The sequence below is a fragment of the Bacillus sp. FSL K6-2971 genome (genome assembly GCF_038006405.1).
Classification (GTDB): domain Bacteria; phylum Bacillota; class Bacilli; order Bacillales; family Bacillaceae; genus Bacillus; species Bacillus pumilus.
Window position 1 is genome coordinate 1,850,401 of the sequence record NZ_JBBOVD010000001.1, and the last position, 25,800, is coordinate 1,876,200.

General features: G+C 41.2%; 20 protein-coding genes. All 20 read left to right on the forward strand.

Going from position 1 to position 25,800, the window contains the following annotated elements; translation table 11 throughout:
- Positions 1-3: 3 nt before the first annotated feature.
- The 20 genes from dapG (at position 4) to recA (ending at position 25,709) form a co-directional block, all read left to right on the forward strand.
- Positions 4-1,218, forward strand: a complete 1,215-nt coding sequence (dapG, locus tag MHI33_RS09605) for an aspartate kinase (protein WP_012010005.1) — start codon at positions 4-6, stop codon at positions 1,216-1,218.
- Positions 1,219-1,248: 30 nt separating this feature from the next.
- A complete protein-coding gene (dapA, locus tag MHI33_RS09610) occupies positions 1,249-2,115 on the forward strand; it encodes a 4-hydroxy-tetrahydrodipicolinate synthase (RefSeq protein ID WP_217012517.1) in 867 nt (288 codons plus the stop codon).
- Positions 2,116-2,286: 171 nt separating this feature from the next.
- The gene (gene rnjB, locus MHI33_RS09615) at positions 2,287-3,954 is read left to right on the forward strand and encodes a ribonuclease J2 (RefSeq protein WP_003212233.1); all 1,668 of its coding nucleotides are present in this window, start codon (positions 2,287-2,289) and stop codon (positions 3,952-3,954) included.
- A 119-nt stretch (positions 3,955-4,073) separates the two neighbouring features.
- On the forward strand, positions 4,074-4,802 hold the full coding sequence (locus tag MHI33_RS09620; RefSeq protein ID WP_003212436.1) for a ClpP family protease: 729 nt from the start codon (positions 4,074-4,076) through the stop codon (positions 4,800-4,802).
- Complete coding sequence (locus MHI33_RS09625; RefSeq protein WP_003211099.1) at positions 4,799-5,035, forward strand: YlzJ-like family protein; 237 nt, start codon at positions 4,799-4,801, stop codon at positions 5,033-5,035. The genes MHI33_RS09620 and MHI33_RS09625 overlap by 4 nt, the downstream gene beginning before the upstream one ends.
- 113 nt (positions 5,036-5,148) lie before the next feature.
- Complete coding sequence (locus MHI33_RS09630) at positions 5,149-7,521, forward strand: FtsK/SpoIIIE family DNA translocase (RefSeq protein WP_065097301.1); 2,373 nt, start codon at positions 5,149-5,151, stop codon at positions 7,519-7,521.
- A gap of 164 nt (positions 7,522-7,685) precedes the next feature.
- Complete coding sequence (locus tag MHI33_RS09635) at positions 7,686-8,411, forward strand: GntR family transcriptional regulator (protein WP_003211791.1); 726 nt, start codon at positions 7,686-7,688, stop codon at positions 8,409-8,411.
- A 102-nt stretch (positions 8,412-8,513) separates the two neighbouring features.
- The gene (locus tag MHI33_RS09640) at positions 8,514-9,743 is read left to right on the forward strand and encodes an MFS transporter (RefSeq protein WP_445661788.1); all 1,230 of its coding nucleotides are present in this window, start codon (positions 8,514-8,516) and stop codon (positions 9,741-9,743) included.
- A 317-nt stretch (positions 9,744-10,060) separates the two neighbouring features.
- Entirely contained in the window at positions 10,061-13,177 is a 3,117-nt protein-coding gene (locus tag MHI33_RS09645) for an MMPL family transporter (RefSeq protein WP_340910849.1), read from the forward strand.
- Between the two features lie 145 nt (positions 13,178-13,322).
- Positions 13,323-14,603, forward strand: coding sequence for an EF-P 5-aminopentanol modification-associated protein YfmF (yfmF, locus tag MHI33_RS09650; RefSeq protein ID WP_340910851.1), 1,281 nt, complete (start codon positions 13,323-13,325; stop codon positions 14,601-14,603).
- The gene (gene yfmH, locus MHI33_RS09655) at positions 14,600-15,892 is read left to right on the forward strand and encodes an EF-P 5-aminopentanol modification-associated protein YfmH (RefSeq protein WP_340910854.1); all 1,293 of its coding nucleotides are present in this window, start codon (positions 14,600-14,602) and stop codon (positions 15,890-15,892) included. Before yfmF ends, yfmH begins: the two co-directional genes overlap by 4 nt.
- Before the next feature lie 152 nt (positions 15,893-16,044).
- Positions 16,045-16,521, forward strand: coding sequence for a MarR family winged helix-turn-helix transcriptional regulator (locus MHI33_RS09660; protein ID WP_340910857.1), 477 nt, complete (start codon positions 16,045-16,047; stop codon positions 16,519-16,521).
- Positions 16,499-19,618, forward strand: coding sequence for an MMPL family transporter (locus MHI33_RS09665; protein ID WP_106065306.1), 3,120 nt, complete (start codon positions 16,499-16,501; stop codon positions 19,616-19,618). The genes MHI33_RS09660 and MHI33_RS09665 overlap by 23 nt, the downstream gene beginning before the upstream one ends.
- Positions 19,619-19,649: 31 nt before the next feature.
- Entirely contained in the window at positions 19,650-20,378 is a 729-nt protein-coding gene (ymfI, locus tag MHI33_RS09670) for an elongation factor P 5-aminopentanone reductase (protein WP_106065307.1), read from the forward strand.
- A gap of 73 nt (positions 20,379-20,451) precedes the next feature.
- Positions 20,452-20,709, forward strand: coding sequence for a DUF3243 domain-containing protein (locus MHI33_RS09675; protein ID WP_003211590.1), 258 nt, complete (start codon positions 20,452-20,454; stop codon positions 20,707-20,709).
- Between the two features lie 131 nt (positions 20,710-20,840).
- The gene (locus MHI33_RS09680; protein ID WP_340910861.1) at positions 20,841-21,632 is read left to right on the forward strand and encodes a DUF3388 domain-containing protein; all 792 of its coding nucleotides are present in this window, start codon (positions 20,841-20,843) and stop codon (positions 21,630-21,632) included.
- A 23-nt stretch (positions 21,633-21,655) separates the two neighbouring features.
- A complete protein-coding gene (locus tag MHI33_RS09685; protein ID WP_003212257.1) occupies positions 21,656-22,567 on the forward strand; it encodes a helix-turn-helix domain-containing protein in 912 nt (303 codons plus the stop codon).
- Positions 22,568-22,642: 75 nt separating this feature from the next.
- Complete coding sequence (gene pgsA, locus MHI33_RS09690) at positions 22,643-23,224, forward strand: CDP-diacylglycerol--glycerol-3-phosphate 3-phosphatidyltransferase (protein ID WP_044141864.1); 582 nt, start codon at positions 22,643-22,645, stop codon at positions 23,222-23,224.
- Positions 23,225-23,240: 16 nt separating this feature from the next.
- Positions 23,241-24,491 carry a competence/damage-inducible protein A gene (locus MHI33_RS09695; RefSeq protein WP_044142093.1) on the forward strand — a complete coding sequence of 417 codons (1,251 nt, stop codon included), beginning with the start codon at positions 23,241-23,243 and terminating at the stop codon, positions 24,489-24,491.
- Between the two features lie 177 nt (positions 24,492-24,668).
- A complete protein-coding gene (gene recA, locus MHI33_RS09700; protein WP_003211102.1) occupies positions 24,669-25,709 on the forward strand; it encodes a recombinase RecA in 1,041 nt (346 codons plus the stop codon).
- Positions 25,710-25,800 lie beyond the last annotated feature (91 nt).

Below are 25,800 nucleotides of genomic sequence, written 5' to 3' on the forward strand. Positions count from 1 at the left end.
ACAGTGAAAATAATTGTCCAAAAATTTGGCGGTACATCTGTCAAAGATGATCAAGGTAGAAAAAGGGCACTTGCACATATCTTATCGGCAAAAGAGAAAGGCTATAAGTCGGTTGTCGTCGTATCTGCAATGGGACGAAAAGGCGATCCTTATGCGACAGATACGCTGCTTGGTCTGCTTTACGGCAGCGCGCAGCATATGACAAATCGAGAAAAAGACTTGCTCGTTTCCTGCGGAGAGAATATTTCAGCTGTTGTGTTTTCAAGCATGCTGAATGAAAACGGGCTAAAAGCTGTAGCGATGACAGGCGCACAGGCTGGCTTTGTGACAGATAAGGAACATACGAGTGCGAAAATTATTGATATGAAGTGCGAACGTCTCGAGGCGGCACTATCTGAACATGATGTTGTCGTTGTTGCTGGGTTCCAAGGAGCCGCGAAAAATGGAGACGTGACCACAATTGGACGAGGCGGCAGTGATACGTCCGCAGCTGCTTTAGGTGCTGCATTGCAGGCAGACTTTATTGATATTTTTACAGATGTAGAAGGCGTCATGACGGCAGATCCCCGCATTGTTGAAAATGCAAAGCCGCTCAGAGTCGTGACATATACAGAAATTTGCAACCTTGCATATCAAGGAGCAAAAGTCATTCACCCGAGAGCTGTCGAAATTGCGATGCAAGCAAAAGTACCAATGAGGGTTCGTTCAACATACTCTGATGAAGAGGGCACACTCGTCACGTCACACTACTCAGATAAAATGAGCCATGATGTGTACGACCGCCTCATTACGGGTATTGCACATGTCAATGATGTGACGCAAATCAAAGTCCCGGCAAAAGAAGGGCAATACAGCGTCCAAACAGAGGTCTTTAAAGCAATGGCTAATGCACAAATCAGTGTCGATTTCTTCAACATTACACCGAGTGAGATTGTGTATACCGTGACAGGTGCAATGACTGAAAAGGCAACCTCGATCCTAAAAGATCTTGGTTATACGCCAATTGTCACAACAAATTGTGCGAAAGTATCAGCTGTTGGCGCAGGTATCATGGGTGTACCAGGTGTCACATCTAAAATTGTATCGGCTCTATCCGAGCAAAACATTCCGATTTTACAATCGGCTGACAGCCATACGACCATTTGGGTGCTAGTGAACGAAGAAAACATGAGAGCAGCTGTCAATGCCCTGCACGAAGTGTTTGAACTTTCAAGATAAATGTGATTGAATCATGATGAGGTGAAAAAAATGAATTTCGGAAATATCGCAACAGCTATGATTACACCTTTTGATAAAAAGGGCAACATTGATTTCCAAAAGCTATCAATTCTCATTGATTACTTGTTAAAAAACGGCAGTGACTCGTTAGTCGTTGCAGGGACAACAGGCGAATCGCCAACTTTATCGACTGAAGAAAAAGTCGCTCTTTTTCAGCAATCGGTAAAATTAGCAAATGGTCGTTGTAAAATCATTGCAGGAACAGGCAGTAATAATACAAATGCGTCTATCAAACTAACGAAAAAAGCAGAAGAAGCGGGCGTTGATGCAGTGATGCTTGTCGTACCTTACTACAACAAGCCATCACAGGAAGGCATGTATGCACACTTTAAAGCCATTGCCGAGTCTACATCTCTTCCTGTCATGCTTTACAATGTACCAGGGAGAACGGTTGCGTCATTAGCCCCAGAAACAACCATTAAGCTTGCACAAATACCTAACATTGTCGCGATCAAAGAAGCAAGCGGTGATCTTGATGCCATGACAAAAATCATAGCAGAGACACCAGAAGATTTCGATGTCTATTCAGGTGACGACAGCTTAACACTTCCAGCTGTATCTGTTGGTGCAAAAGGAGTGGTCTCTGTGGCGTCTCATATCGTAGGGCTTGATATGCAGCAAATGCTGAAAAGCTATGCTTCAGGTCAAACGGCCAATGCCGCATTCATCCATCAAAAGCTGCTCCCAATCATGAAACAGCTTTTCACAGCGCCAAATCCAACGCCTGTCAAAACAGCTCTTCAGCTGAAAGGACTAGATGTCGGATCGGTTCGTCTTCCGCTTTTACCTTTGTCAGAAGAAGAGAGACTGGATTTAAGCAGCGTCTTAAACAGCTGATCAAAACAAAAGATTTCGTAAGCGGTCATTCTCAGATGTCCCTGAGTATGACCGTTTTTTATACATAAACACTTTCTTAAAATGTGACTTCATCTTGTTTTCTAAAATTAGATTCAGTTATAATAGCATTAAGCGATGATGGACGGGCTTGAGACTAGGAGGAAAAGAATTTTGAAAAAGAAAAATACAGAGAACGTAAGAATTATTGCACTGGGAGGCGTTGGAGAAATCGGGAAAAACTTATATGTCATTGAAATTGATTCGGACATATATGTGGTAGATGCAGGCTTGATGCATCCAGAAAACGAAATGCTAGGCATTGACGTCGTCATTCCTGATATCTCTTATTTAACAGAACGTGCTGATCGGGTGAAAGCAATCTTTCTTACCCACGGACATGATGAAGCAATCGGAGGCGTATTCCATTGCTTAAGCAAATTGTCTGTACCAGTTTACGGAACGAAGCTGACCCTTGCGTTACTTCGAGAAAAATTAAAACAGTATGGCTTCAATCAAAAAGCTGACTTGCGTGAGGTACATGCAAAATCAGTCATTACGTTTGAAACAACAAAGGTATCATTCTTTAGAACGAATCACAGCATCCCTGATTCAGTTGGGATCAGCTTCAAAACCTCTCTTGGTTCAATCGTATGCACAGGTGATTTTAAATTTGATCAAACCCCAGCGCTTAACCAAGCCTGTGACATCGGAGAGATTGCGAAAATTGGAAACAATGGCGTTTTAGCACTTCTTTCAGACAGTGCCAATGCTGAAAAACCAGGTTATACACCTTCTGAGGCGCTCGTCCAAGACGAAATCTCAAATGCGATGTACAATGCTGAAAATCGTGTCATTGTGGCTGTATCTTCATCTAACATTAACCGAGTGCAGCAGATCATTAATGCAACAAATCAAAATGGCCGTAAGCTTGCCGTAGCAGGAAAGAATATGATGACGACTCTTCAGCTTGCGATCAAACTTGGTTATGTCACAGCAGACGAAGAATTATTTGTACCAGTTCAAGAAGTGAAGAAAATGGCGAAAAACGATGTGGTCGTTCTGACAGCTGGAAGCCACGGAGAGCCTCTTGCTGCGTTAACAAAAATGGCGAAACAAAATCACAAACAGCTTCATATTGAAAAAGATGACACGGTTGTGATTGCATCTACACCTCTTCCTGGACAAGAACTCACCTATTCAAAAACAGTGGATTTCCTTACAAGAAGCGGCGCACAAGTCATTTTTGCGCAAAAACGTGTGCATGTTTCTGGACATGGCTGCCAAGAAGAGTTAAAGCTCATGCTGAACTTACTAAAGCCGAAGTATTTAATTCCGGTGAATGGCGAATATCGTATGCAAAAAGCACATTCTCGTGTTGCTGAAGAAGTGGGAATGAAACGCAGTGACATTTTCTTGATTGATAAAGGGGATGTTGTGGAGTTTAGAGGACAGAACGTCAAGATTGGTGAAAAAGTTCACCAAGGCAATATTTTGATCGATGGTCTTGGCGTTGGTGATATCGGAAACATTGTGTTACGCGATAGACGCCTATTGTCTCAAGATGGTATCTTAATTGTCGTCATTACACTTGATAAACAAAAGAAACAATTAATTTCTGGACCTGAAATTATTACAAGAGGGTTTGTGTATGTCAGAGAATCTGAAGAGCTGATTGTGAAAGCGACAGAAATGGTCAAAGGGATTGTCAAAGAGCAAACGGAAAACTCAATTGTTGAATGGTCAACATTGAAACAATCCATGCGCGACGTACTCAATCAATTCCTATATGAAAAAACAAAACGTAAGCCGATGATCATTCCAATTATTATGGAAGTATGATGAGAAAGCCCAAGGAGCATAAGCTCTTTGGGCTTTTTTGATGTGGCGTGAGGAATGCGGATTGAATACGGCCTTCTTGTTCATAATAGGAGGAGAGTTTGAGGAAAGGATGGAGACAAATGGACGAAAAAAATGAACAGCAGCCTGAGCGAAAGCCAGAAGAAAAAGACAGCATTATGAGCAAAATACAGCAGCTTGGTGAAACAGCCATACCACAGCTGCCGCAAGATACAAATATCCATTGCCTTACCATTATTGGACAAATTGAAGGCCACATGCAGCTTCCACCACAAAATAAAACAACCAAATATGAGCATGTCATACCGCAAATCGTAGCAGTAGAGCAAAACCCAAAAATTGAAGGGCTTTTGATCATCTTAAATACAGTAGGCGGCGATGTTGAAGCGGGACTAGCGATTGCAGAAATGCTTGCATCTTTATCAAAACCGACTGTATCGATTGTACTTGGCGGCGGCCACTCTATTGGTGTCCCGATTGCTGTATCGTGTGACTATTCCTATATTGCGGAAACAGCCACGATGACCATTCATCCTGTGCGTTTAACCGGTCTTGTGATTGGTGTCCCGCAAACCTTTGAATACTTAGATAAAATGCAGGAAAGAGTCATTAACTTTGTGACAAGCCACTCCAATATTACAGAAGAGAAGTTCAAAGAGCTCATGTTCTCAAAAGGCAATTTGACAAGAGACATTGGAACAAATGTTGTTGGTCATGAGGCAGCAGAATACGGACTCATGAATGAAGTAGGCGGTGTAGGACAAGCGATTAAAAAGTTGAATGAGCTGATTGGAGAAAGGGCATCTCAAAACGAGGGGCTGATCCAATGATTTTATACACACCTATGCCATATGAAGCCATTTACGCGGAGGAACAAGGAGACCGGAAACTTCAGCAGGTAAACATCCAAGGCGTGCCAGTTATGGTTGAAATGAAAGAGGATGAAGCAGAAATCGTTCAAGTCATGAGCACCAACCCAATGGACTTTCTGAATCAAGAGCTTGCACCAGGCAAGCGATTGAAGTTACAATTAGGCTCCAATCAAACCGACTCATATGAATGATTCTATGCTATAATAAAGGGAAAACTTACAACAAGATGCAGCAGCCAAAACCAGGCTGCTTTCTTTCTGATCTTTCGGTAGGTTATATTTTCTTTCGTAGTAAGGTGATGAGTATGGCTAAAAAGAGAAAACGGAAAACGAGAAAAAAACAAAATAAACAGCTAAAACTGAAATATGAATTAAATGGGTTAGTCTGTATTGCCATAGCGATCATCGCCATTTTACAGCTAGGCGTCGTAGGACAAACCTTCGTACATTTATTCCGATTTTTTGCAGGTGAATGGTTCATTCTCTGCCTTATCGGATTATTTCTTTTTGGCGTGACCATCTTCTGGAAAAAACAAATCCCAGATATGTTGACAAGGAGAAAGGCAGGGCTATACTGCATCATTGCGAGTATCTTGCTTTTGTCTCATGTGAAGCTTTTTCAGCACCTTTCATCTGCGGGTGCGATAGGCTCTCAAAGTGTGATCAGAAATACATTTGAGCTTTTCTTGATGGACATGAAAGGTGAGACGGGGTCGCCTGATTTAGGAGGCGGCATGATCGGTGCCGTATTATTTGCTGCTTCTTATTTCTTATTTGCACAAGCAGGCTCTCAAATCATGGCAATCGTTCTGATGCTGATTGGAATTGTTCTGATTACAAATCGATCTCTTCAAGAAATGGTGAAAAAAGTGACGCTGCCTGTCTCGCAATTTATGGTGAAGCAGTGGAAAGCGTTTGTTGAAGATATGAAAGGAATCAGGCAGGCGAAAAAGAGCGCGCCCTCTCAGAAAACGGTCGAAAAGAAAAAACGGTCTCGTATTCAAGAAGAGGACGAAGATGATCAGATCTTAATGGAAGAGGAAACACCGGTGCCTGACAATAGTCAGCCGATTATCTCAAGCTTTGCTGACAGAGATGACATTCTCACCCCGCTCGTTCAAAAAGAGCAGGCGGCAAAAGAGACTTCACCTCTTCAAGAATCTGTGCAAAGTACGCCGGTTCCATCAGATTCAGCTGATGAACCAAAAGAGGCGCCGCCGATGACGTTTACGGAACTTGAAAACAAAGATTACGAATTGCCGTCACTGGATATTTTGGCAGAGCCGCAGCACTCAGGGCAGCAAACAGACAAGAAAAATATATACGAAAATGCAAGAAAGCTTGAAAAAACGTTTCAAAGCTTTGGCGTCAAAGCAAAAGTCACACAGGTTCACCTAGGACCAGCCGTTACCAAATATGAGGTCTATCCAGATGTCGGCGTGAAGGTAAGTAAAATCGTCAATCTAAGTGATGACTTAGCCCTTGCTCTCGCAGCAAAAGATATTCGGATTGAGGCGCCGATTCCTGGTAAATCAGCCATCGGTATTGAGGTTCCGAATGCAGAAATTGCGATGGTTTCTTTAAAAGAGGTATTAGAATCGAAGCAAAATGACCGTCCAAATGCCAAGCTACTGATTGGACTCGGCCGCAATATTTCGGGTGAAGCCGTTCTGGCTGAAATGAACAAAATGCCGCATTTACTTGTAGCAGGTTCGACTGGAAGCGGAAAAAGTGTGTGTATCAATGGCATTATCACAAGTATTCTGATGAGAGCGAAACCTCATGAAGTGAAAATGATGATGATTGATCCGAAAATGGTTGAACTAAATGTGTATAATGGCATTCCGCATCTGCTCGCTCCCGTTGTAACGGACCCTAAGAAAGCCTCACAGGCACTGAAAAAAGTCGTCAGTGAAATGGAACGCCGCTATGAATTATTTTCTCATACGGGGACAAGAAATATTGAAGGGTACAATGATTACATTAAACGAATGAATCAATCAGAAGAGGCGAAACAGCCAGAACTTCCTTATATTGTTGTCATTGTAGACGAGCTTGCAGATTTAATGATGGTCGCTTCCTCTGATGTGGAAGATTCGATTACAAGACTTTCGCAAATGGCTCGTGCAGCCGGAATTCATTTAATTATTGCCACACAAAGACCTTCTGTCGATGTCATTACAGGTGTCATTAAAGCCAACATCCCATCTCGCATTGCCTTTAGCGTGTCCTCGCAAACCGATTCAAGGACGATCCTTGATATGGGGGGCGCAGAAAAACTGCTCGGCAGAGGGGATATGCTGTTTCTACCAGTTGGAGCAAACAAACCAGTTCGTGTGCAGGGCGCCTTTTTATCAGATGAAGAAGTAGAACATGTCGTTGATCATGTGATCACTCAGCAAAAAGCACAATATCAAGAAGAAATGATTCCAACTGAAGAAACACAGGATCAGCTTACAGCTGTGGATGACGATTTATATGATGAAGCAGTGGAACTCATCATCGGCATGCAGACGGCTTCTGTCTCTATGCTTCAAAGAAGATTCCGTATCGGCTATACCCGGGCCGCCCGCCTGATTGACGCAATGGAAGAGCGAGGCGTTGTCGGTCCTTATGAAGGAAGTAAACCGAGAGAAGTCCTGCTTTCAAAAGAACAATATGACGAGCTCTCTTCATAAATCGAAGAGAGCTTTCTAAAAAAGAAGTGAACAATAGTATGATTATGTTAACTGGAAGTCAGACTATTTATTTATTTGCAAAAACATGATATAGTTATGTTCAACTTATCTCGGAATAGAGATTTCTCATCTTATCATTTGCATTGATTAGACGGAGGGAAAACATGTCGACCAAAACAGACAATCGCCATTTATATTTGAAAGTGATTGACCGTATTAAAGAAGATATACAATCAGGCGTATATGCCGAAAAAGAGAAACTACCTTCTGAATTTGAGCTCTCAAAGCTTTTAGGCGTGAGCAGAGCGACACTGCGTGAAGCCCTTCGTATATTAGAAGAAGAGAAATATTTAATTAGAAGGCATGGTGTGGGTACGTTCGTCAACACAAGACCACTCTTTTCAACAGGCATAGAACAGCTGGCAAGTGTCACGAAAATGATAGAGCAGGTCAATATGACGCCTGGTACCATCTTTTTATCCTCGCAAGAAGGGGAGCCAACAGAGAATGATGTGATTCGTTTTCAGTGTGATGAATCTGATGAGATTTTTTCAATGGAGCGCGTTCGAACGGCCGATGGACAGCCCGTGGTTTACTGTTTAGATAAAATTCCGGTCAAGCATCTTCCTGCATCTTTTACCCATGAAGAAGAGTCTCTTTTTGAGCTGTTTGGAAGAGAACCACACAGCGGGATTAAATATGCAGTTGCTGACATTGAACCAATTGGCTACCACGATCAGGTTTCACCGATACTAGAATGTGACCCTGAAACAGCATTATTATTACTGAAACAAATACACTATGATCAGGATGATCAGCCGGTCTTATACTCGCTAAATTATTTTCGAGCGGATAAATTCAGCTTTCATGTGATACGTAAACGATTTTAACGAGCAGTCGCTTTCATAAGCGGTTGCTTTTTGTTTGCCCATACATAATACCCGTAAAACTTGCCACACTAATACGTAACAGTATATAGAATTGGGTGAATGATGTTGGGCGAGAAAACAGTCAGTAAAAAGAATATTATTGCATTATCATCAGTGCCTTTAATCATGACACTTGGGAACTCGATGCTCATTCCCGTATTGCCACAGATAGAAAAGATACTTTCCATTACTTCCTTTCAAGTCTCCCTCATTATTACGGTATACTCCGTTGTCGCGATCTTATGTATTCCGATCGCCGGCTATTTATCAGATCGAATCGGGCGAAAAAAGGTACTCCTGCCGTGTCTGTTAATCGCAGGACTTGGAGGGGCTGTGGCAGCAGTTGCCTCAACGATCATGAAAGAACCGTACATGTGGATTCTATTTGGCAGGGTCCTTCAAGGTGTTGGCTCAGCCGGGGCAGCACCTGTCGTGATGCCGTTTATTGGAGATTTGTTTCATGATGATGAAGAAGTCAGTGCGGGACTAGGCGCCATTGAAACCTCTAACACAGCTGGAAAGGTATTGAGCCCGATTATTGGGGCGCTTTTGGCTTCGTGGTTTTGGTTTGTGCCGTTTTGGTTTATTCCGTTCTTCTCAATCATCAGCTTTCTCATGGTACTGTTCATGGTAGAATCCGCGAAAAAAGAGGAGGACCCGCCTTCATTTAAAAAATTTTTAAAATCAACAAAGACCATATTTAAGCATGAAGGACGCTGGCTGTATGCCATTTTTGCAATTGGCGGTTTTATTATGTTTCTTCTTTTTGGTGTGCTTTTTTACTTATCTGATAATCTAGAGGCAGCTTATCAAATTAAGGGTGTCAAAAAAGGGCTCCTGCTTAGCATTCCGCTCCTTTTTCTATCTATCAGCTCATACGTTGCTGGGAAAACGATTGGAAAAGAAAAAGGGAAAATGAGAATCTTTTTAATCGTAGGCATGGCCTTGTTATCACTTTCCTATATGTTTTTATGGTGGAATCACAGCTTTTACGTATTGTTTATCTGCTTAAGCATTGGCGGTGTTGGCATCGGTATTGTCCTGCCTGCACTTGATGCCCTGATCACAGAAGGAATTGAAAAAGAGCAGTGCGGAACCATTACGTCGTTTTACAGCAGTATGCGTTTTATCGGTGTCGCTTTAGGACCTCCGATTTACGCTTATCTCATGGATAAAGGGGAATCCATCGTTTTTATTCTCTCGACCATTTGCAGTCTTATTTCTCTATTTTTGGTCATCTTCTTCATCCAGCCAGATGAAGAAGATGAAAGTGAACAATTAAAAACGGTTTAATCTAGAAAAAAGACGGTATTTTGCCATCTTTTTTCTTTTTTATAAATTGACATGTAAAATTTTGATAGTTAAACTAATGTATAGTAATATCTTTTAAATTATTCCAAGCGGGAGGTGTTCAAAAACATTCATTTTCTGTCCTTCTTTAGGCAGAAATTGAGTTCGCGTGGTGATGATGAATGTGTGTTTCTTCAACACGAAAAGACAATTGAATAGGTCATCCTGCCATTAGCACGTTGAAGGAGACGCAGTCAGCACTTCAGACACGCTCAAATATAGCAAATTGATTGATGAACTAGAAGGAGCTTGAAGCAGCTATGTTGCAAATAATTAAAGCAAGATGGATTGTATTAGTGGTGTGGATGATAACAGCTGTGATTCTGTTTATTACTGCGCCCAATTTAGAGGAATTAACAAGAGAAAAAGGGCAATTAAAGGTTCCGGAGGGGACACCAACAGCTGAGGCACTTCACTTATTGGATAAGCTCACAGATCAAAACGGGAAAAAAGATACGGGTGTTATTGTATTCTCCGAACAACATCTGTTCCCTAAGAAAGAGCAGGAATTAAAAAAGGCTTTATCTGCACTCATGACACATGCTCCAGACCTCCACATTGACGGAATTACTTCGTATTTTCATGTAGATCCGGACATTCAAAAACAACTTTTATCAAAGGATAAAAGTACACTTCTTGTTCCATTCAAATTCGACCACTACGAAACAAAAGCTGTGAAGATTAAAGAACGAATTGAGGAAGTTTTAAAGCCCTATCATGTCTCATATGAAATGACGGGACAAAAATTTGTGGATTCAGATGTCATTCAAAGCTCTCAACAAGGTCTGAAGAAAACTGAACTTATAACGATCATTTTTATTTTCTTTATTTTAATCATTGTTTTCAGATCGATTTTGGCACCTGTTGTTCCGCTCATTACGATCGGCATTTCTTATGCTGTCAGCCGTTGTATTGTGGCTTTTCTAGTAGAATATATGCAATTTCCTCTATCTAATTTTACTCAGATTTTTATGGTAGCGATTATGTTCGGTATAGGAACAGATTATTGTATTTTGCTTTTAAGCCGTTTTAAAGAAGAAATCGGTCAAGGTCGTGATGTCAAAGAGTCAATTATCATCACATATAAATGTGCAGGGAAAACGGTTCTTTTCAGTGGCTTAGCCGTGTTAGTCGGCTTCTCAAGCATTGGGTTTGCCAAATTTCAATTGTATCAATCAGCTGTTAGTGTTGCTGTAGGAGTTGGCATCCTGCTGATCGCCCTTGTCACCATCGTTCCCTTTTTTATGTCTGTTTTTGGAAAATCCCTTTTCTGGCCATCTAAAAGAGAAAACATTCGCCACCCGCAAAGTAAAATGTGGGAATGGGCTGGGCGTTTTTCATTTAAAAGGCCGCTGATCAGCCTAGGTTTAGTTGCACTCATTACGGTGCCTCCTATTCTGATGTACGACGGGACTCTTTCTTATAACAGCTTAAATGAGATTGGGACAAAGTATGAATCAGTGTCTGCATTTAATACGATATCAGAGCAATTTGGCTTTGGGGAAGCGCTGCCCCTGAATGTACTTGTTGAAAGTGACAATAAGTTAGATAACCAAGAAAAGATTGTCATGATTGAAAAACTGACCCGTAAATTAAATGACATTGACGAAGTAAAAACGGTCCGTAGTGTCACTCGGCCTGTTGGAGACGGGTTAAGTCAGCTTTACGTCACCTCTCAAGCAAAAGAGCTGGGCGGAGAACTAGGAAAAGGCCATGAAGGAATCGGGAAAATTTCAGATGGTTTGACCGAAACAAATCTTGCCCTTCTTAAACAAAAACCAAAAATTCAAGAATCCGCTAAAGGCATTGATCAGCTGATTGATGGAACAAAAGCGATCAAAAGCGGCATTGGAGAAGTAAGGGTGTCCCTGATCTCTTTAGAAGATGGGGTGAGGCGCAGTAAAGATGGCATCGGAACCATTCGAAGTAAAATCAAAGAAGCAAAAAAGGAATTAGAGCAAGAATATCGAAGCAGTGAAGCGATGATTCGAGAACTTAAACGAATGGTGAGTACGCTTGAACGTCATGCGAAATCAAATCAGCAGCTGATAACCACCATTAAAAAAGTAAAAAGTTCGTATGAAAATGTATCGTTTGAAGCACTTGAAAAACGGCTGCCAGAAGTAAAAGATATGGATGAATATAAAGAAATCAAGGAAGTATTCAAAAACACAAAAGGAATGCTTGATCAAGCAGGGGACCAAATGAATCTGTATGAAGAGGAAGCCTCTGTCTTTAAAGAAAAGATCAAGAAAGCAGATTCAGTGATTCAAAGCCTATCAATCAAGCAAAAAGAAGTAAAACGTCAAGTACAAGCGCTCATGGAAGGGCTCGATCAAGTTTATAACGGTCTTGAACAAACAAATGAGGGCCAAAAACAATTGATTAAAGAAATGCCTAAAATTGAAGATGGCGCAGACCAGCTGACAGACGGCCAAAAAGCCATCAAAAAAGGATTTAGTCAGCTTTCATCAAAACTCACATTGTTAACAGATGGTTTAGATGAAAGTATTGAAGGGCTTGAGCAGGTCAAAAGCGGCTTCACAGAGGCGGACGGCTATTTAAAGCAGCTTCAGAAAGCGCCAGATGAAGAAATAACAGGCTGGTTTATTCCAGAAGAAGTGCTGAAACGCCATGAATTTAAGCAAATCTTTCATACGTATATGTCTCCAGATCGTAAATTAACAACCTTTGAAGTTATTTTAAATGTGAATCCATACAGCAATGAAGCGATGAAAGGCGTTGCGAAAATTGAGGACACCCTTGATCAATATTTACCTGTCAGCGGGTTAAAGAATGCAAATTACGGTGTGTCTGGTATCTCAAGTTTAAATGTAGATTTAAAAGAAACATCTGACGGTGACTTTATTCGAACGGTCATTTTCATGTTAGTTGGCATCTTTATCATTTTAATTATATTATTACGGTCAATCGTCATGCCGATATACTTAACACTTTCACTCATTTTAACGTATTTTACATCCGTCGGTTTAACAGAATGGATCTTTAAAACATTTTTTGGCTACGACGGTCTCAGCTGGGCTGTCCCATTTTTCAGCTTTGTCATTCTTGTCACCCTTGGCATTGATTATTCGATCTTCTTAATGGATCGCTTTAATGAATGGAAGGGAGAGCATGTGCAAGCATCAATGATATCAGCGATGAGAAATATGGGTTCCGTCATTATTTCAGCAGTCGCGATATTAGCGGGGACCTTTGCCGCTATGCTGCCGTCCGGTGTATTATCACTTGTTGAAATTGCAACGGTCATACTCATTGGGCTTTTATTATATGCGCTTGTTGTATTACCGCTCTTCATCCCGGTCATGGTTCGTATTTTCGGTAAATGGAATTGGTGGCCTTTTAGAATGAAATAACGACCGGCGTCTCTGCTTATAGCAGAGGCGTTTTTATTTCCTATCCTTTCCTCTGATTGATATAATGTCTATTAAATGGCTGTTTTACGTATATATCAGCTATGTTCTAATACATAATAAATAGGATGAACAAAGGAGGTTTCTCATGACGTACTTACAAGAGAAGACACTAGACACACCTGGTCTTCATACTCATATTGTCAAAACAGAAAAATTTAAAACGGTCACAATCCTTTTTAAAATGCTCGCGCCTCTATCGAAAGATGACGTCACCATGCGTTCACTTTTCCCGCATGTGCTGTTAAGAGGAACAGAGAAAATGCCGAAAACAGGAGAATTGCGTGCTTATTTTGATGAGCTTTATGGTGCTACGGTTTCAGCAGACATGGCGAAAAAAGGGGAGAATCACATCATTACCTTCCGCCTGGAAATGGCGAATGAGAAATATTTAAAGGATCAAACCCCTTTACTAGAAAAAGGGATTGCCTTACTATCTGATCTACTATTCCATCCGTATGTTGAAAATGGAGCGTTTAGTCAATTATATGTAGATCAAGAAAAACGCACTTTAAAACAGCGAATTCAAGTAGTGTATGATGATAAAATGCGTTACTCGAACTTAAGGCTTGTGCAGGAAATGTGCAAAGGTGAACCGTATGCACTGCACGTCAATGGAGAAATGGAAGATATCGAAACGATCACAGCTCAATCGCTGTTTGAAGCATATAAGCATGCGCTTCAAACAAATCAGCTTGATCTTTATGTTGTGGGAGATGTAGAAGAACAAGACATCAGCCGAATGGTCTCTCAATACTTCAAAACAAGTGATAGAGAACCGGTTAAACAACACGCTGAATCAACAAGCACGCAAAGAGAAGCAAAAGAAGTCATCGACGAAGAAGACGTGAAGCAAGGCAAACTGAATATCGGCTTTCGCACGCATACGACGATTGCCGATGACGATTATCCGGCTTTGCATTTGTTTAATGGTATATTCGGCGGCTTCTCGCACTCGAAGCTATTCATCAATGTTCGGGAAAAAGCAAGTCTTGCGTACTACGCTGTGTCTAGACTTGAGAGCTTTAAAGGCTTGATGATGGTCATGTCAGGGATTGAAGTCGGCAACTATCAGCAGGCAGTAGACATCATTAAAGAACAATTTGAAGCGATGCAAAAAGGTGATTTTTCAGATGAAGCGATTGACCAAACAAAAGCTGTCGTCAAAAATCAGCTTCTTGAAACGATCGATACATCTTATGGGACAGCGGAATACCTGTATCAGCATGCCGTTGTGCCAACAGGGGAAACACTTGATTCCTTTTTAGAAGCACTTGACCGAGTGACAAAAGAGGATATCATCAAAGTGGGTCAGAAAATCGAATGGGATACAACCTATTTTCTTAAAGGAACGGAGGGTGCTTCATGACAGTGAAAACAATTCAATTCGACCAGCTGCAAGAAACGGTATATCACGAAAAAATGGAGAGCGGACTTGACGTCTATGTGCTCCCAAAGCAAGGGTTTAACAAAACCTATGCGACTTTTACAACCAAATATGGCTCTGTCGATAACGAATTTGTGCCGCTTGGCAAAGCAGACATGATTCGAGTGCCTGACGGAATTGCCCATTTCTTAGAGCATAAACTGTTTGAAAAAGAAGACGGAGACGTATTTCATACATTTAGTAAACAAGGAGCATCCGCAAATGCTTTTACGACATTTACGAGAACAGCTTACTTATTCTCAAGCACCTCAAATGTCGAACAAAATCTTGAGACACTCATTGATTTTGTTCAAGAGCCTTATTTTACTGAAAAAACGGTCGAAAAAGAAAAGGGCATCATTGGTCAAGAGATTAACATGTATGATGACAATCCGGACTGGCGTTTATTCTTCGGTCTGATTGAAAATCTATATCAAGAGCACCCTGTGAGAATTGATATAGCTGGAACTGTAGAAAGTATTGCTCCGATTACAAAAGATCATTTGTATGAATGCTATGAAACGTTCTATCACCCGAGTAATATGCTTCTATTTGTTGTCGGTCCCGTTGACCCGAAGCAAATATTAGACCAAGTTCGAGCGAATCAGGCGAAAAAGCCATTTACAGACCAGCCAGAGATCAAACGAAAAGACATCAATGAGCCTGAAGGTGTGTACCGAAAAGAATACGAACTTCCAATGAACGTACAAGGCTCGAAATGTATATTCGGTTTGAAAACTAAGAATCCTCATAAAAAAGGAGATGAACTGCTAAAACATGAACTCGGAATGAATCTCATTTTAGAGACGCTGTTTGGTAAAAGCTCCTTACAATATGAACAAATGTATGAAAAAGGCTTAATTGATGAGACCTTCAGCTACGATTATACGGAAGAAGGCGGCTTTGGCTTCACGTCAGTTGGCGGAGACACAAGTGATCCTGATCAACTGGCAAAAGTATTAAAAGAAACCCTTCTTCAAGCAAAGAACTTGATCTCAGAAGAGAAAATTGAGCTCGCGCGTAAGAAGAAAATCGGTAGCTTTTTAAAAGCCATGAACTCTCCTGAATACATTGCGAACCAATTCACTCGATATGCGTTCTTAGAAATGAGTTTATTTGATGTCGTGCCAGTGCTTGAGCAAATTCAATTAACAGATATTCAGCAGATATTAAAGGAAGAAATCGATGAAGAGCGGATGTCTGTTTTCAAAGTAGTCCCGAAAACAAAATAAATGAAAAAGACAAACTCAAGTCAAAAGAGTTTGTCTTTTTTATGTTCAATTGAAGCAAGCGTTTGCTTTGTGAAGATAATGATTGACAATTGTTTTGGTTATTAGTTAAACTCTTTAATAGTTAAACACTTAAACTAAAAAAGGAGCAGCGTATGGAACAAAATAAAATTGCACAGCTCATTCAGAGATATGCAGACGTCTATCTCATGTTGGAGAAAAAAGTATCGAGTATGATCACAGAAAAGCTTGATAAAGAGCTGACACTTGATCAGTATTACTCGCTTCGATACATCAATTTACATCCAGGGTGTACATCAACAGACCTAGCTAATGTATGTAATGTGAATAAAAGTGCTGTGACATCAATGACAAACCGTCTATTCACAAAGAACTACATTGTCCGTGAGCACGATCAAGCCGATCGAAGAAATGTTCACCTGTACGTTACGCCAGAGGGCAAAGATGTGGTCAGCCGAATGGAAAAGCAGCTTCAGGATCTCGTTCGATCTTATTTTGAAAAGCTGGAAGAAAAAGAAATGGAATCATTTATTCAAACATATGAAAAGATCTATCAAGTAATCATCGAAGAGGAGGCACAAAGTACTAATGAGAGCAATCATAAAGGGTAGATGGCTGATCACGATTTTATGGATCGTATTAGCGGCAGTGTTACTCATCACCGCCCCTAATATGGCGCAATTAACAAAAGAAAAAGGGCAAATTTCAGTACCAGACGGCTATCCGTCCTCATATGCAAATCAGTTATTAAAGAAAATGTCTGAAAACGGTGATACAGAAAAATCAATTGTCATTGTCTTTCAAGAAAAGAACATCGTCAAAGAAAGGGAAACATCTTTAAAAAAGGCAATGGAGATTTTAGAAAAGGACCAAGATCTACATGTCGAGGACATCACTTCTTATTTTGATGCCAATAAAGATATCAAAAAACAGATGCTTTCTAAAGATCGCACGACGCTCCTTGTTCCAGTTACATATGACTCAAACAAAATCAAAGCTTCCGATTTTAAAGAAAGAGTCAATGAAAAGCTGAAGAGCTTAAATCTGACATATGAAATGACAGGACAGCCGTTAATTGATGATGACGTGATCACAAGCTCGCAAGAAGGTCTGAAGAAAACAGAGTTCATTACGATTGGGTTTATTCTCATCGTTCTTGTCCTTGTCTTTAGATCAGCTGTGGCGCCTTTCGTTCCATTAGTCGCAGTAGCTTTGTCTTACTTGGTGAGTCAATCCATCGTGGCTTATTTAGTTAAATATCTCGACTTCCCGCTCTCGACCTTTACCCAAATTTTCATGGTCGCGATCATGTTTGGAATAGGAACAGACTACTGCATTCTACTTCTCAGCCGCTTTAAAGAAGAGATCGCACACGGTAAAGATAAAATTGAGGCGATTCTCATTACGTATAAAACAGCAGGAAAGACTGTTTTATTCAGCGGAATTGCTGTGCTCATCGGTTTTACATGTATTGGTCTGGCACAGTTTCAGCTCTATAAATCAGCTGTTGCAGTAGCAGTTGGTGTCGCTGTGCTCATTGTGGCGCTTCTCACGATTGTTCCGTTCTTTATGGCGGTTTTAGGAAAAGTGTTATTTTGGCCGATTAAAGGTGATATTGCGCATCCGCAGTCAAAAATGTGGGAAACAGCAGGACGCTTTTCATTTAAAAAACCACTTTTCAGTTTACTAATCGTAGGAATCATTACGCTTCCTCCCATTCTCATGTATAAAGGAACGCTTTCTTATAATAGCTTAGATGAAATCGGTAATAAATATGAATCAGTCAATGCATTCAATACGATTTCCGACAAATTTGGGCCAGGAGAAGCTCTACCGGCAACGATTGTCGTGAAATCAGCTGATCTGTTAGACAACAATAAAGGGCTGATTGCTGTTGAAAAACTCAGCCGTGCAATTGAACAAACAGATGGCGTAAGTAAAGTGAGAAGTGCGACACGTCCTGTCGGTAAAGGGCTAAGTGATCTATACGTGAAATCACAAGCCAAAGAACTGAATACCGGACTTGATAAAAGTAATGAAGGCTTAAAAAAAATCCAAGATGCACTGACGACAATGAGTCAATCCATTGAGGATCAAACGCCGCAAATCAAATCATCTGGAAAAGGCATTAACAAATTGATTTCTGGTACAGAATCAGTGCAAACAGGCATTCAAAACGTCGAAAAATCGTTAAGAGATTTACAAAGCGGAATCGATCAAAACAAAAACGGTGTTGCACAGATTAAAGAAAAAATTAAAGGTGCGAAAAAAGAATTAACGGCCCAAGTCGCACAAGTGAATCAGCAAGTGTCGCTGTATAAAAGCATTTCCAAAGAATTAAAGGCAGCATTGGCGCAGGTGGATACGTCATCCTCTGCCGCAGCGGATGTAAAAGCATTAATCACACAAGCAAATAAACAGTTTAGTACACTTGAAAAACAAATTCCGCAGGTGAAAGAAAATCAATCGTATCAAGCCATCAAAGCTTCATATAATGAACTTTCTACGACCTTGCAAGAAGGGGCGAAACAGGCAGACAGCTATGCCAAACAAGCGAAAGAAGCTAGAAAACAGCTTGAAGCAGCAGATGCCTTTATCGCAAAAGCTTCACAGCAGCAAAAAGTTTTGACGAGTCAAATCGATGAGCTCATTGCTGGCTTAGATGCAATTGAAACTGGATTGGATAAAACGTCTAAAGGTCAAGGGCAAATAGCTGATAATATGCCAAAGCTTGCAAATGGTGCCGGGCAAGTGATTGATGGTCAAAAACAAATGAAAGAAAAGATTGGCGGCTTCGGTGATGACCTGACCAAGCTGACAGACGGGCTGAACAAAAGCGTCGATGGCTTGGAGAAAATTTCAAGCGGACTAATGGGTGCAGGTGACTACTTAGACGAACTGAAAAATGCACCAGATCAAGACATGGCCGGCTGGTTTATCCCAAAAGACGTGCTGAAAAACAAAGCATTCAAGCAAGTATTTGATTCATACATGTCGGATGACCGCAAGATGACAAAGATTGATGTCATTTTAGAAAAAAATCCATATGGCAATGAAGCCCTGTCGACGATCAAACAAGTAGAAGCTTCTGTCGAGCGGGCACTTCCTGAAACAAATTTAAAAGATGCATCATTTGGTGTTTCAGGTGTATCAAGTATGAATGCTGATTTAAAACAGCTGTCAGACCAAGATTTCAATAAGACGGTTCTTTACATGATGATCGGTATTTTCCTCATCTTGGTGATCCTGTTCCGTTCGCTTGTGATGCCGCTGTACTTAGTAGGTTCACTTATTTTGACTTACTTTACAGCTATCGGAATGACAGAATTTATTTTCACTCATTTCTTCGGATATCCGGGCATTAACTGGGCGGTTCCATTCTTTGGATTTGTCATATTAATGGCGCTCGGAGTCGATTATTCGATTTTCTTAATGGAGAGGTTCAATGAATACAAAACAAAAGACATTCAGTTTGCGATGACCGAATCAATGAAGAATATGGGCTCTGTCATTATGTCTGCTGCTGTTATTTTGGCAGGAACATTTGCAGCCATGCTTCCTTCAGGAGTGCTGTCTCTCCTGCAGATTGCAACACTTGTTCTCACAGGACTTTTGCTGTACGCACTCGTTGTGCTACCATTGTTCGTACCTGTGATGGTGAAATTGTTCGGATCAGCGAACTGGTTCCCATTTAAACGAAAAGAATAGATATTTCAAATAGAAAGTAGGAATCCATGTGATGAGTCGATGGGCGCTGATAACAGGTGCCAGTGGCGGGATTGGGCAGGCTGCGGCAAAAAAGCTCGCCCAGGAAGGCTGCCATGTGATACTCCATTATCACAAAAATGAACAGACAGCCGTGCAGCTTGCCGCTGAGCTGGAAGAAACATGTCATATTCAGACGCATGTCGTTCAAGCGGATTTAGCCAAAATGGGCGGTGCAGATGAGCTCGTCAGCCGTCTGCCCGTATCTCCGGATATTCTTGTGTTAAATAGCGGTAAGAGTCATGTCGGATTAGTGACAGATACAGAAAAAGACGTATTAGCCAGTATGGTGCAGCTTCATGTGACAAGTCCATATGAGCTCACCCAGCACCTATTGCCAGCCATGATTCAAAAAAAAACAGGTCATATCGTTGCGATAAGCTCGATATGGGGTGAAACAGGTGCATCGTGTGAAGTGCTGTACAGCATGGTGAAGGGGGCGCAAAATGCGTTTATTAAAGGTCTGGCAAAAGAGCTTGCCCCAAGTGGAATTAGAGCAAATGCTGTTTCACCAGGTGCTGTCCATACAGACATGATGAAAAGCTTCACACAAGAAGATATTGAAATGCTGGAGGAAGAAATCCCGCTTGGCCGGCTTGCATCACCTGAGGAGATTGCTGATGTCATTTGGTTTCTCGCCTCAAAGCAGTCAAGTTATATGACAGGTCAAATTTTATCCGTTAATGGCGGCTGGTACTGTTAAAAAACGTGTATAATTCGTCTCTCCATGACAAAAGCTATGGCTGTAATTCATCTTTTCGAATGGAGGAATCGACATGTCAGTACTTGAGAACTGGGACCATTGGAAAAACTTTTTAGGTGACCGTTTAAATCATGCGCAGGATAAAGGCTTAAAAGATGATACCATCAATAACCTTGCGTATGAAATTGGCGGATATTTAGCTAACGAAGTTGAAGCAAAGAACGAGCAAGAAAGAGTACTTGCTGACCTATGGAGCGTTGCATCAGAAGATGAGCAGCGTGCAATTGCCAATATGATGGTCAAACTGGTTGAAAATAATAGCTCGCACTAAACAAAAAGAGGGGTCGTTTGTGCCTCTCTTTTTATTTTAACTGTTTCACAACATTGTGCTTTCTAAAAATGTGAAAATGCTTTATGATATAGGAAGGTAAAAATTTGCCACAATGAAGGGGGTAATATCATTTGGCAAAGCTCGAATGGTATTTTGAATATGAGATACAGGTAAACCGTCCCGGACTTTTAGGAGACATTTCATCTCTAATGGGGATGCTTTCAATTAATATTGTGACAATTAATGGTGTTGATGTATCAAGACGCGGAATGCTTCTGCGCTGTGACCATACAGATCAAATTAAGCGCCTTGAATCAATTTTAAATACAATGGAAACGATAAAAGTAACGAAATTAAGACAGCCAAAACTTCGTGACCGCTTAGCGGTTCGTCACGGCAGATATATTCAGCGTGATGCAGATGACAAAAAGACGTTCCGATTTGAAAGGGACGAGCTTGGTCTTCTTGTTGATTTTATGGCTGAGCTATTTAAAAAAGAAGGACATAAATTGATTGGGATTCGCGGGATGCCGCGTGTCGGAAAAACAGAATCAATTGTGGCTTCAAGTGTATGTGCCAGCAAGAGATGGCTTTTTGTATCGTCCACTCTTTTGAAACAGACGATCCGAAGCCAGCTGATTGCGGATGAATACAGCCCAGATAACGTCTTTATTATTGATGGAATTGTGTCGACGCGAAGAGGTTCTGAGAAGCACTTGCAGCTTTTAAGAGAAATTATTAGACTGCCGGCAACAAAAGTAGTTGAGCATCCAGACATCTTTATTCAAAATTCAGAATATACAATGGATGATTTCGACTATATCATTGAATTGCGTAATAGTGCAGACGAAGAGATTACATATGAGCACGCTGAAGAACCACAAGTGTTTGATCATTCTGGTTTTTCTGGCTTCGATTTTTAATATGGTAATGGTAGGTGTTTGTTTTGACTGAATTGGGAAAACGGCTCATTGAGGCCAGAGAGGAAAAAGGGATGTCGCTGGAGGATCTTCAGACGGTGACCAAAATCCAAAAGCGCTACTTGCTAGCAATCGAACAAGGAAACTATGATATTATTCCAGGTAAATTTTACGTCAGAGCGTTTATTAAACAATATGCCGAAGCCGTTGGACTAAATCCTGAACAATTGTTCGAAGAATTTCGTAAAGATGTGCCGAGCACGTATAACGATGAAGTATCTGATAAATTATCAAATATAAAGCCGCAAAGAGAGCTGCCTAAGCCTGCCTCGAAGGTGCTTGAGCTGCTGCCGACCATTTTGATTATTGGAGGCGTCCTTGTGGTCATCGCGATCATTTATGTCATCGTGCAGGCGGTCAATCATGATAGTGGACAGAAGAACAACCAGACGGCTCCTCAGCAGTCAGAATCTAAGTATGAAGTATCTGAGGATTCATCTCTTGCAAAGGATCAAAAGAAAAAAGAAAAAGCTTCGTCAGATGATCAAGAAAAATCATCTAAAAAAGATGACTCATCAAAGGATTCATCCAAAGACGATGAAACGGTCTCTTTGAAGGCAGCGAATACAGAAGGCTCAACGACAACGTATGAAGTGTCAGGCGCAGATGAGATGGAGTTAACCATTTCTGCTACAAAAGCTTCTTGGCTGCGCGTCAGAGACGAATCTGGAAAAGTGCTGAAAATGGGTGAACTAAAAGATGGTGAATCGTTTAAAACAGACCTGTCTGAGCTCTCTCAGGTCGATATCCGTCTAGGCAATGCGACTGGAATTGATATTAAGGTGAATGACGAGACACTTAAGTACGAATTAGACCCTAAGAACACCATGACACAAAACATTGTGATTGTGAATAAAGGAAAGGAAAAGTCATCTTAAGCAAGTAGATGACTTTTCTTTTGTTCCTACTATTATATATACATAAAAAAATGGCTTATTGGAGGATTGAAATTCATGTTTAACTTACCGAATAAAATAACTCTTTCTAGGATCGCCTTGATCCCTGTTTTTATGATTATTATGCTTGCACCTTTAGATTGGGGCGTTGCACGTTTTGGTCACGTCAGCATCGAAGTGACGCATCTTGTTGGAGCAATCCTGTTTATTGTTGCTTCGACAACGGACTGGATTGATGGGTACTATGCGCGTAAACTGAACTTAGTGACGAATTTTGGTAAATTTTTAGATCCGCTTGCAGATAAATTGCTTGTTTCAGCTGCTTTAATTATACTTGTTCAGTACAACCTCACGCCGGCATGGATGGCGATTGTGATCATTAGCCGTGAATTTGCTGTAACTGGTTTAAGACTTGTACTAGCCGGAGGCGGTGAAGTGGTAGCGGCTAATATGCTTGGAAAAGTGAAAACATGGGCGCAAATCATTGCGATTTCAGCTCTTCTATTGCATAACCTGCCGTTCGAACTTGTATCATTCCCGTTTGGTGACCTTGCGATGTGGGTAGCAGTGTTCTTCACTGTTGTGTCAGGCTGGGATTACTTTGTGAAAAACTGGGAATCTTTAAAGAATGCTAACTAAAAAGGACGTGTACGCTTTGAAGTCAGAGAGAAAAGCAGAAATTATTGCAGTCGGTTCCGAACTTTTGCTAGGGCAAATTACGAATACGAATGCACAATTCATCAGCAAACAGCTAGCTGAAATTGGTGTGAATGTGTATTACCATACAGCAGTTGGTGACAATCCAGAGCGTTTAAAAAGGGCCATTCAAGTGGCGCAGGAAAGATCGAATTTTATTATCTTCTCAGGTGGTCTTGGACCAACGAAAGATGATTTAACAAAAGAAACCATCGCGAGTACACTTGGAAAAGAGCTCGTGCTAAATGAAGAAGCATTTGAATCCATTCAAGAATACTTTCGAAAGACTGGACGAGACATGTCACCGAATAACCGGAAGCAGGCACTCGTTCTAGAAGGATCTGATGTGCTCGTGAACCGGTTTGGGATGGCCCCAGGTATGTTTATTCAAGAAGACGATACGTTTTATATGCTACTTCCTGGACCACCAAGTGAACTGCATCCAATGTTTGAGAACGAGGCGAAGCCGCTGATATCTGAGAAACTGGACTTAAAGGAAAAAATCGTGTCTGTTGTTCTCCGCTTCTTCGGAATCGGTGAATCACAGCTTGAAACAGACCTAGAAGATTTAATTGATGCTCAAACCAACCCAACGATTGCACCTCTCGCATCTGACGGTGAAGTGACACTTAGGCTCACAGCTAAGCATGAGGATGAAAAAGAAACGGAGCGTCTGTTAAAAGAAACGGAAGCGAAAATTTTAGCGCGTGTAGGAGAGTACTTCTACGGGTATGGTGATACATCACTTGTCCGTGAAGCTTCCAAGGCCCTGCACGAACACGGGAAAACAGTGGCAGCGGCTGAGAGCCTGACAGGCGGAATGTTTTCTGAATGGCTGACAGACCTTGAAGGTGCATCGTCGATTTTAAGCGGCAGTATCGTTTGTTATACAAACCAAGTCAAACAGCAGGTGCTTGGCTGCCGGGAGGAAACATTGTCTTCTCATGGTGCTGTTAGCAAAGAGTGTGCTTTAGAGCTTGCTGAAGGTGCTAGAAAGCTTACGGGAAGTGATATTGGCATTAGCTTTACGGGTGTAGCGGGCCCTGATACCCATGAGGGACAGCCTGTCGGAAAAGTGTTTATCGGGCTATCTACGAAAGACCACACAGACGTGTTTGAATGGATGTTTACAGGAAGCCGATCGGGTATTCGAAAGCGCGCTGTGAAATACGGACTGCATCACTTGCTCAATTTATTAAAAGAGAGTTAATTTTGTTTTTTGTTAGGTTTACTCCTTTATAAAAGAGTGTTTTTTCTAATAGAAATCACTCTTTTCTTAAAAATCTGCCAAGAAAAAAATCGAATATGTGTTCGTTTTTTTCTTGGCAAATGACGTGAAACAAGGTATAGTATAGATAGTGGAATTGATAAAGGAGGAAACAATAGAATGAGTGATCGTCAAGCAGCCTTAGATATGGCTCTTAAACAAATAGAAAAACAGTTTGGTAAAGGCTCTATTATGAAACTAGGAGAGCGAACAGATACACGTATTTCAACAGTACCGAGTGGTTCGTTAGCACTTGATACTGCACTAGGAATAGGTGGATATCCTCGCGGCCGTATTATTGAAGTATATGGTCCAGAGAGTTCTGGTAAAACGACAGTAGCACTTCATGCCATTGCTGAGGTTCAGCAGCAGGGAGGACAAGCTGCATTTATTGATGCAGAGCATGCGCTCGATCCAGTCTACGCTCAAAAACTAGGTGTCAATATTGATGAGCTGTTACTTTCTCAGCCTGATACAGGAGAACAAGCACTTGAAATTGCAGAAGCTCTTGTCCGCAGCGGGGCAGTTGATATTGTTGTTATTGACTCAGTAGCTGCTCTTGTACCAAAAGCAGAGATTGAAGGAGACATGGGTGATTCACACGTTGGTCTACAAGCACGCTTGATGTCCCAAGCACTTCGTAAACTATCTGGTGCCATTAATAAATCAAAAACCATTGCCATCTTTATTAACCAAATTCGTGAAAAAGTTGGGGTCATGTTCGGTAACCCTGAAACAACGCCAGGTGGACGTGCGCTGAAGTTCTATTCATCTGTTCGTTTAGAAGTGCGCCGTGCTGAACAGTTGAAGCAGGGCAATGACATTATGGGGAATAAAACGAGAATTAAAGTGGTGAAAAACAAAGTAGCACCGCCATTCCGTATTGCAGAAGTAGACATTATGTACGGTGAAGGAATCTCAAAAGAGGGCGAAATCATCGACCTTGGAAGCGAATTAGATATCGTACAAAAGAGCGGTGCTTGGTATTCTTACCAAGAGGAACGTCTTGGACAAGGCCGCGAAAATGCGAAACAGTTCCTTAAAGAAAACAAAGATATTCTTCTCATGATTCAAGAACAAATTAGAGAGCACTACGGTTTGGATACAAACGGAGTGAAAGCAGCTGAAGAAGAAGAAGGTCAAGAGGAATTGGAAATTTAAAGACTAAAAGACGCTGAAAAGCGTCTTTTTTTTACATTTACATGACAGCTAGCAGGTCAAAAGTTCTGTCTTTGCTTGAAATAACGACTTA

Bases quoted from the DNA above. Each gene is read 5' to 3' on its own strand.
- MHI33_RS09640 (WP_445661788.1), top strand. From the start codon at position 8,514: ATGTTGGGCGAGAAAACAGTCAGTAAAAAGAATATTATTGCATTATCA.
- MHI33_RS09620 (WP_003212436.1), top strand. From the start codon at position 4,074: ATGGACGAAAAAAATGAACAGCAGCCTGAGCGAAAGCCAGAAGAAAAA.
- pgsA (WP_044141864.1), top strand. From the start codon at position 22,643: ATGTTTAACTTACCGAATAAAATAACTCTTTCTAGGATCGCCTTGATC.
- ymfI (WP_106065307.1), top strand. From the start codon at position 19,650: ATGAGTCGATGGGCGCTGATAACAGGTGCCAGTGGCGGGATTGGGCAG.
- yfmF (WP_340910851.1), top strand. From the start codon at position 13,323: ATGACGTACTTACAAGAGAAGACACTAGACACACCTGGTCTTCATACT.
- MHI33_RS09665 (WP_106065306.1), top strand. From the start codon at position 16,499: ATGAGAGCAATCATAAAGGGTAGATGGCTGATCACGATTTTATGGATC.
- recA (WP_003211102.1), top strand. From the start codon at position 24,669: ATGAGTGATCGTCAAGCAGCCTTAGATATGGCTCTTAAACAAATAGAA.
- MHI33_RS09645 (WP_340910849.1), top strand. From the start codon at position 10,061: ATGTTGCAAATAATTAAAGCAAGATGGATTGTATTAGTGGTGTGGATG.
- MHI33_RS09625 (WP_003211099.1), top strand. From the start codon at position 4,799: ATGATTTTATACACACCTATGCCATATGAAGCCATTTACGCGGAGGAA.
- MHI33_RS09675 (WP_003211590.1), top strand. From the start codon at position 20,452: ATGTCAGTACTTGAGAACTGGGACCATTGGAAAAACTTTTTAGGTGAC.
- MHI33_RS09630 (WP_065097301.1), top strand. From the start codon at position 5,149: ATGGCTAAAAAGAGAAAACGGAAAACGAGAAAAAAACAAAATAAACAG.
- yfmH (WP_340910854.1), top strand. From the start codon at position 14,600: ATGACAGTGAAAACAATTCAATTCGACCAGCTGCAAGAAACGGTATAT.
- MHI33_RS09660 (WP_340910857.1), top strand. From the start codon at position 16,045: ATGGAACAAAATAAAATTGCACAGCTCATTCAGAGATATGCAGACGTC.
- MHI33_RS09635 (WP_003211791.1), top strand. From the start codon at position 7,686: ATGTCGACCAAAACAGACAATCGCCATTTATATTTGAAAGTGATTGAC.
- dapA (WP_217012517.1), top strand. From the start codon at position 1,249: ATGAATTTCGGAAATATCGCAACAGCTATGATTACACCTTTTGATAAA.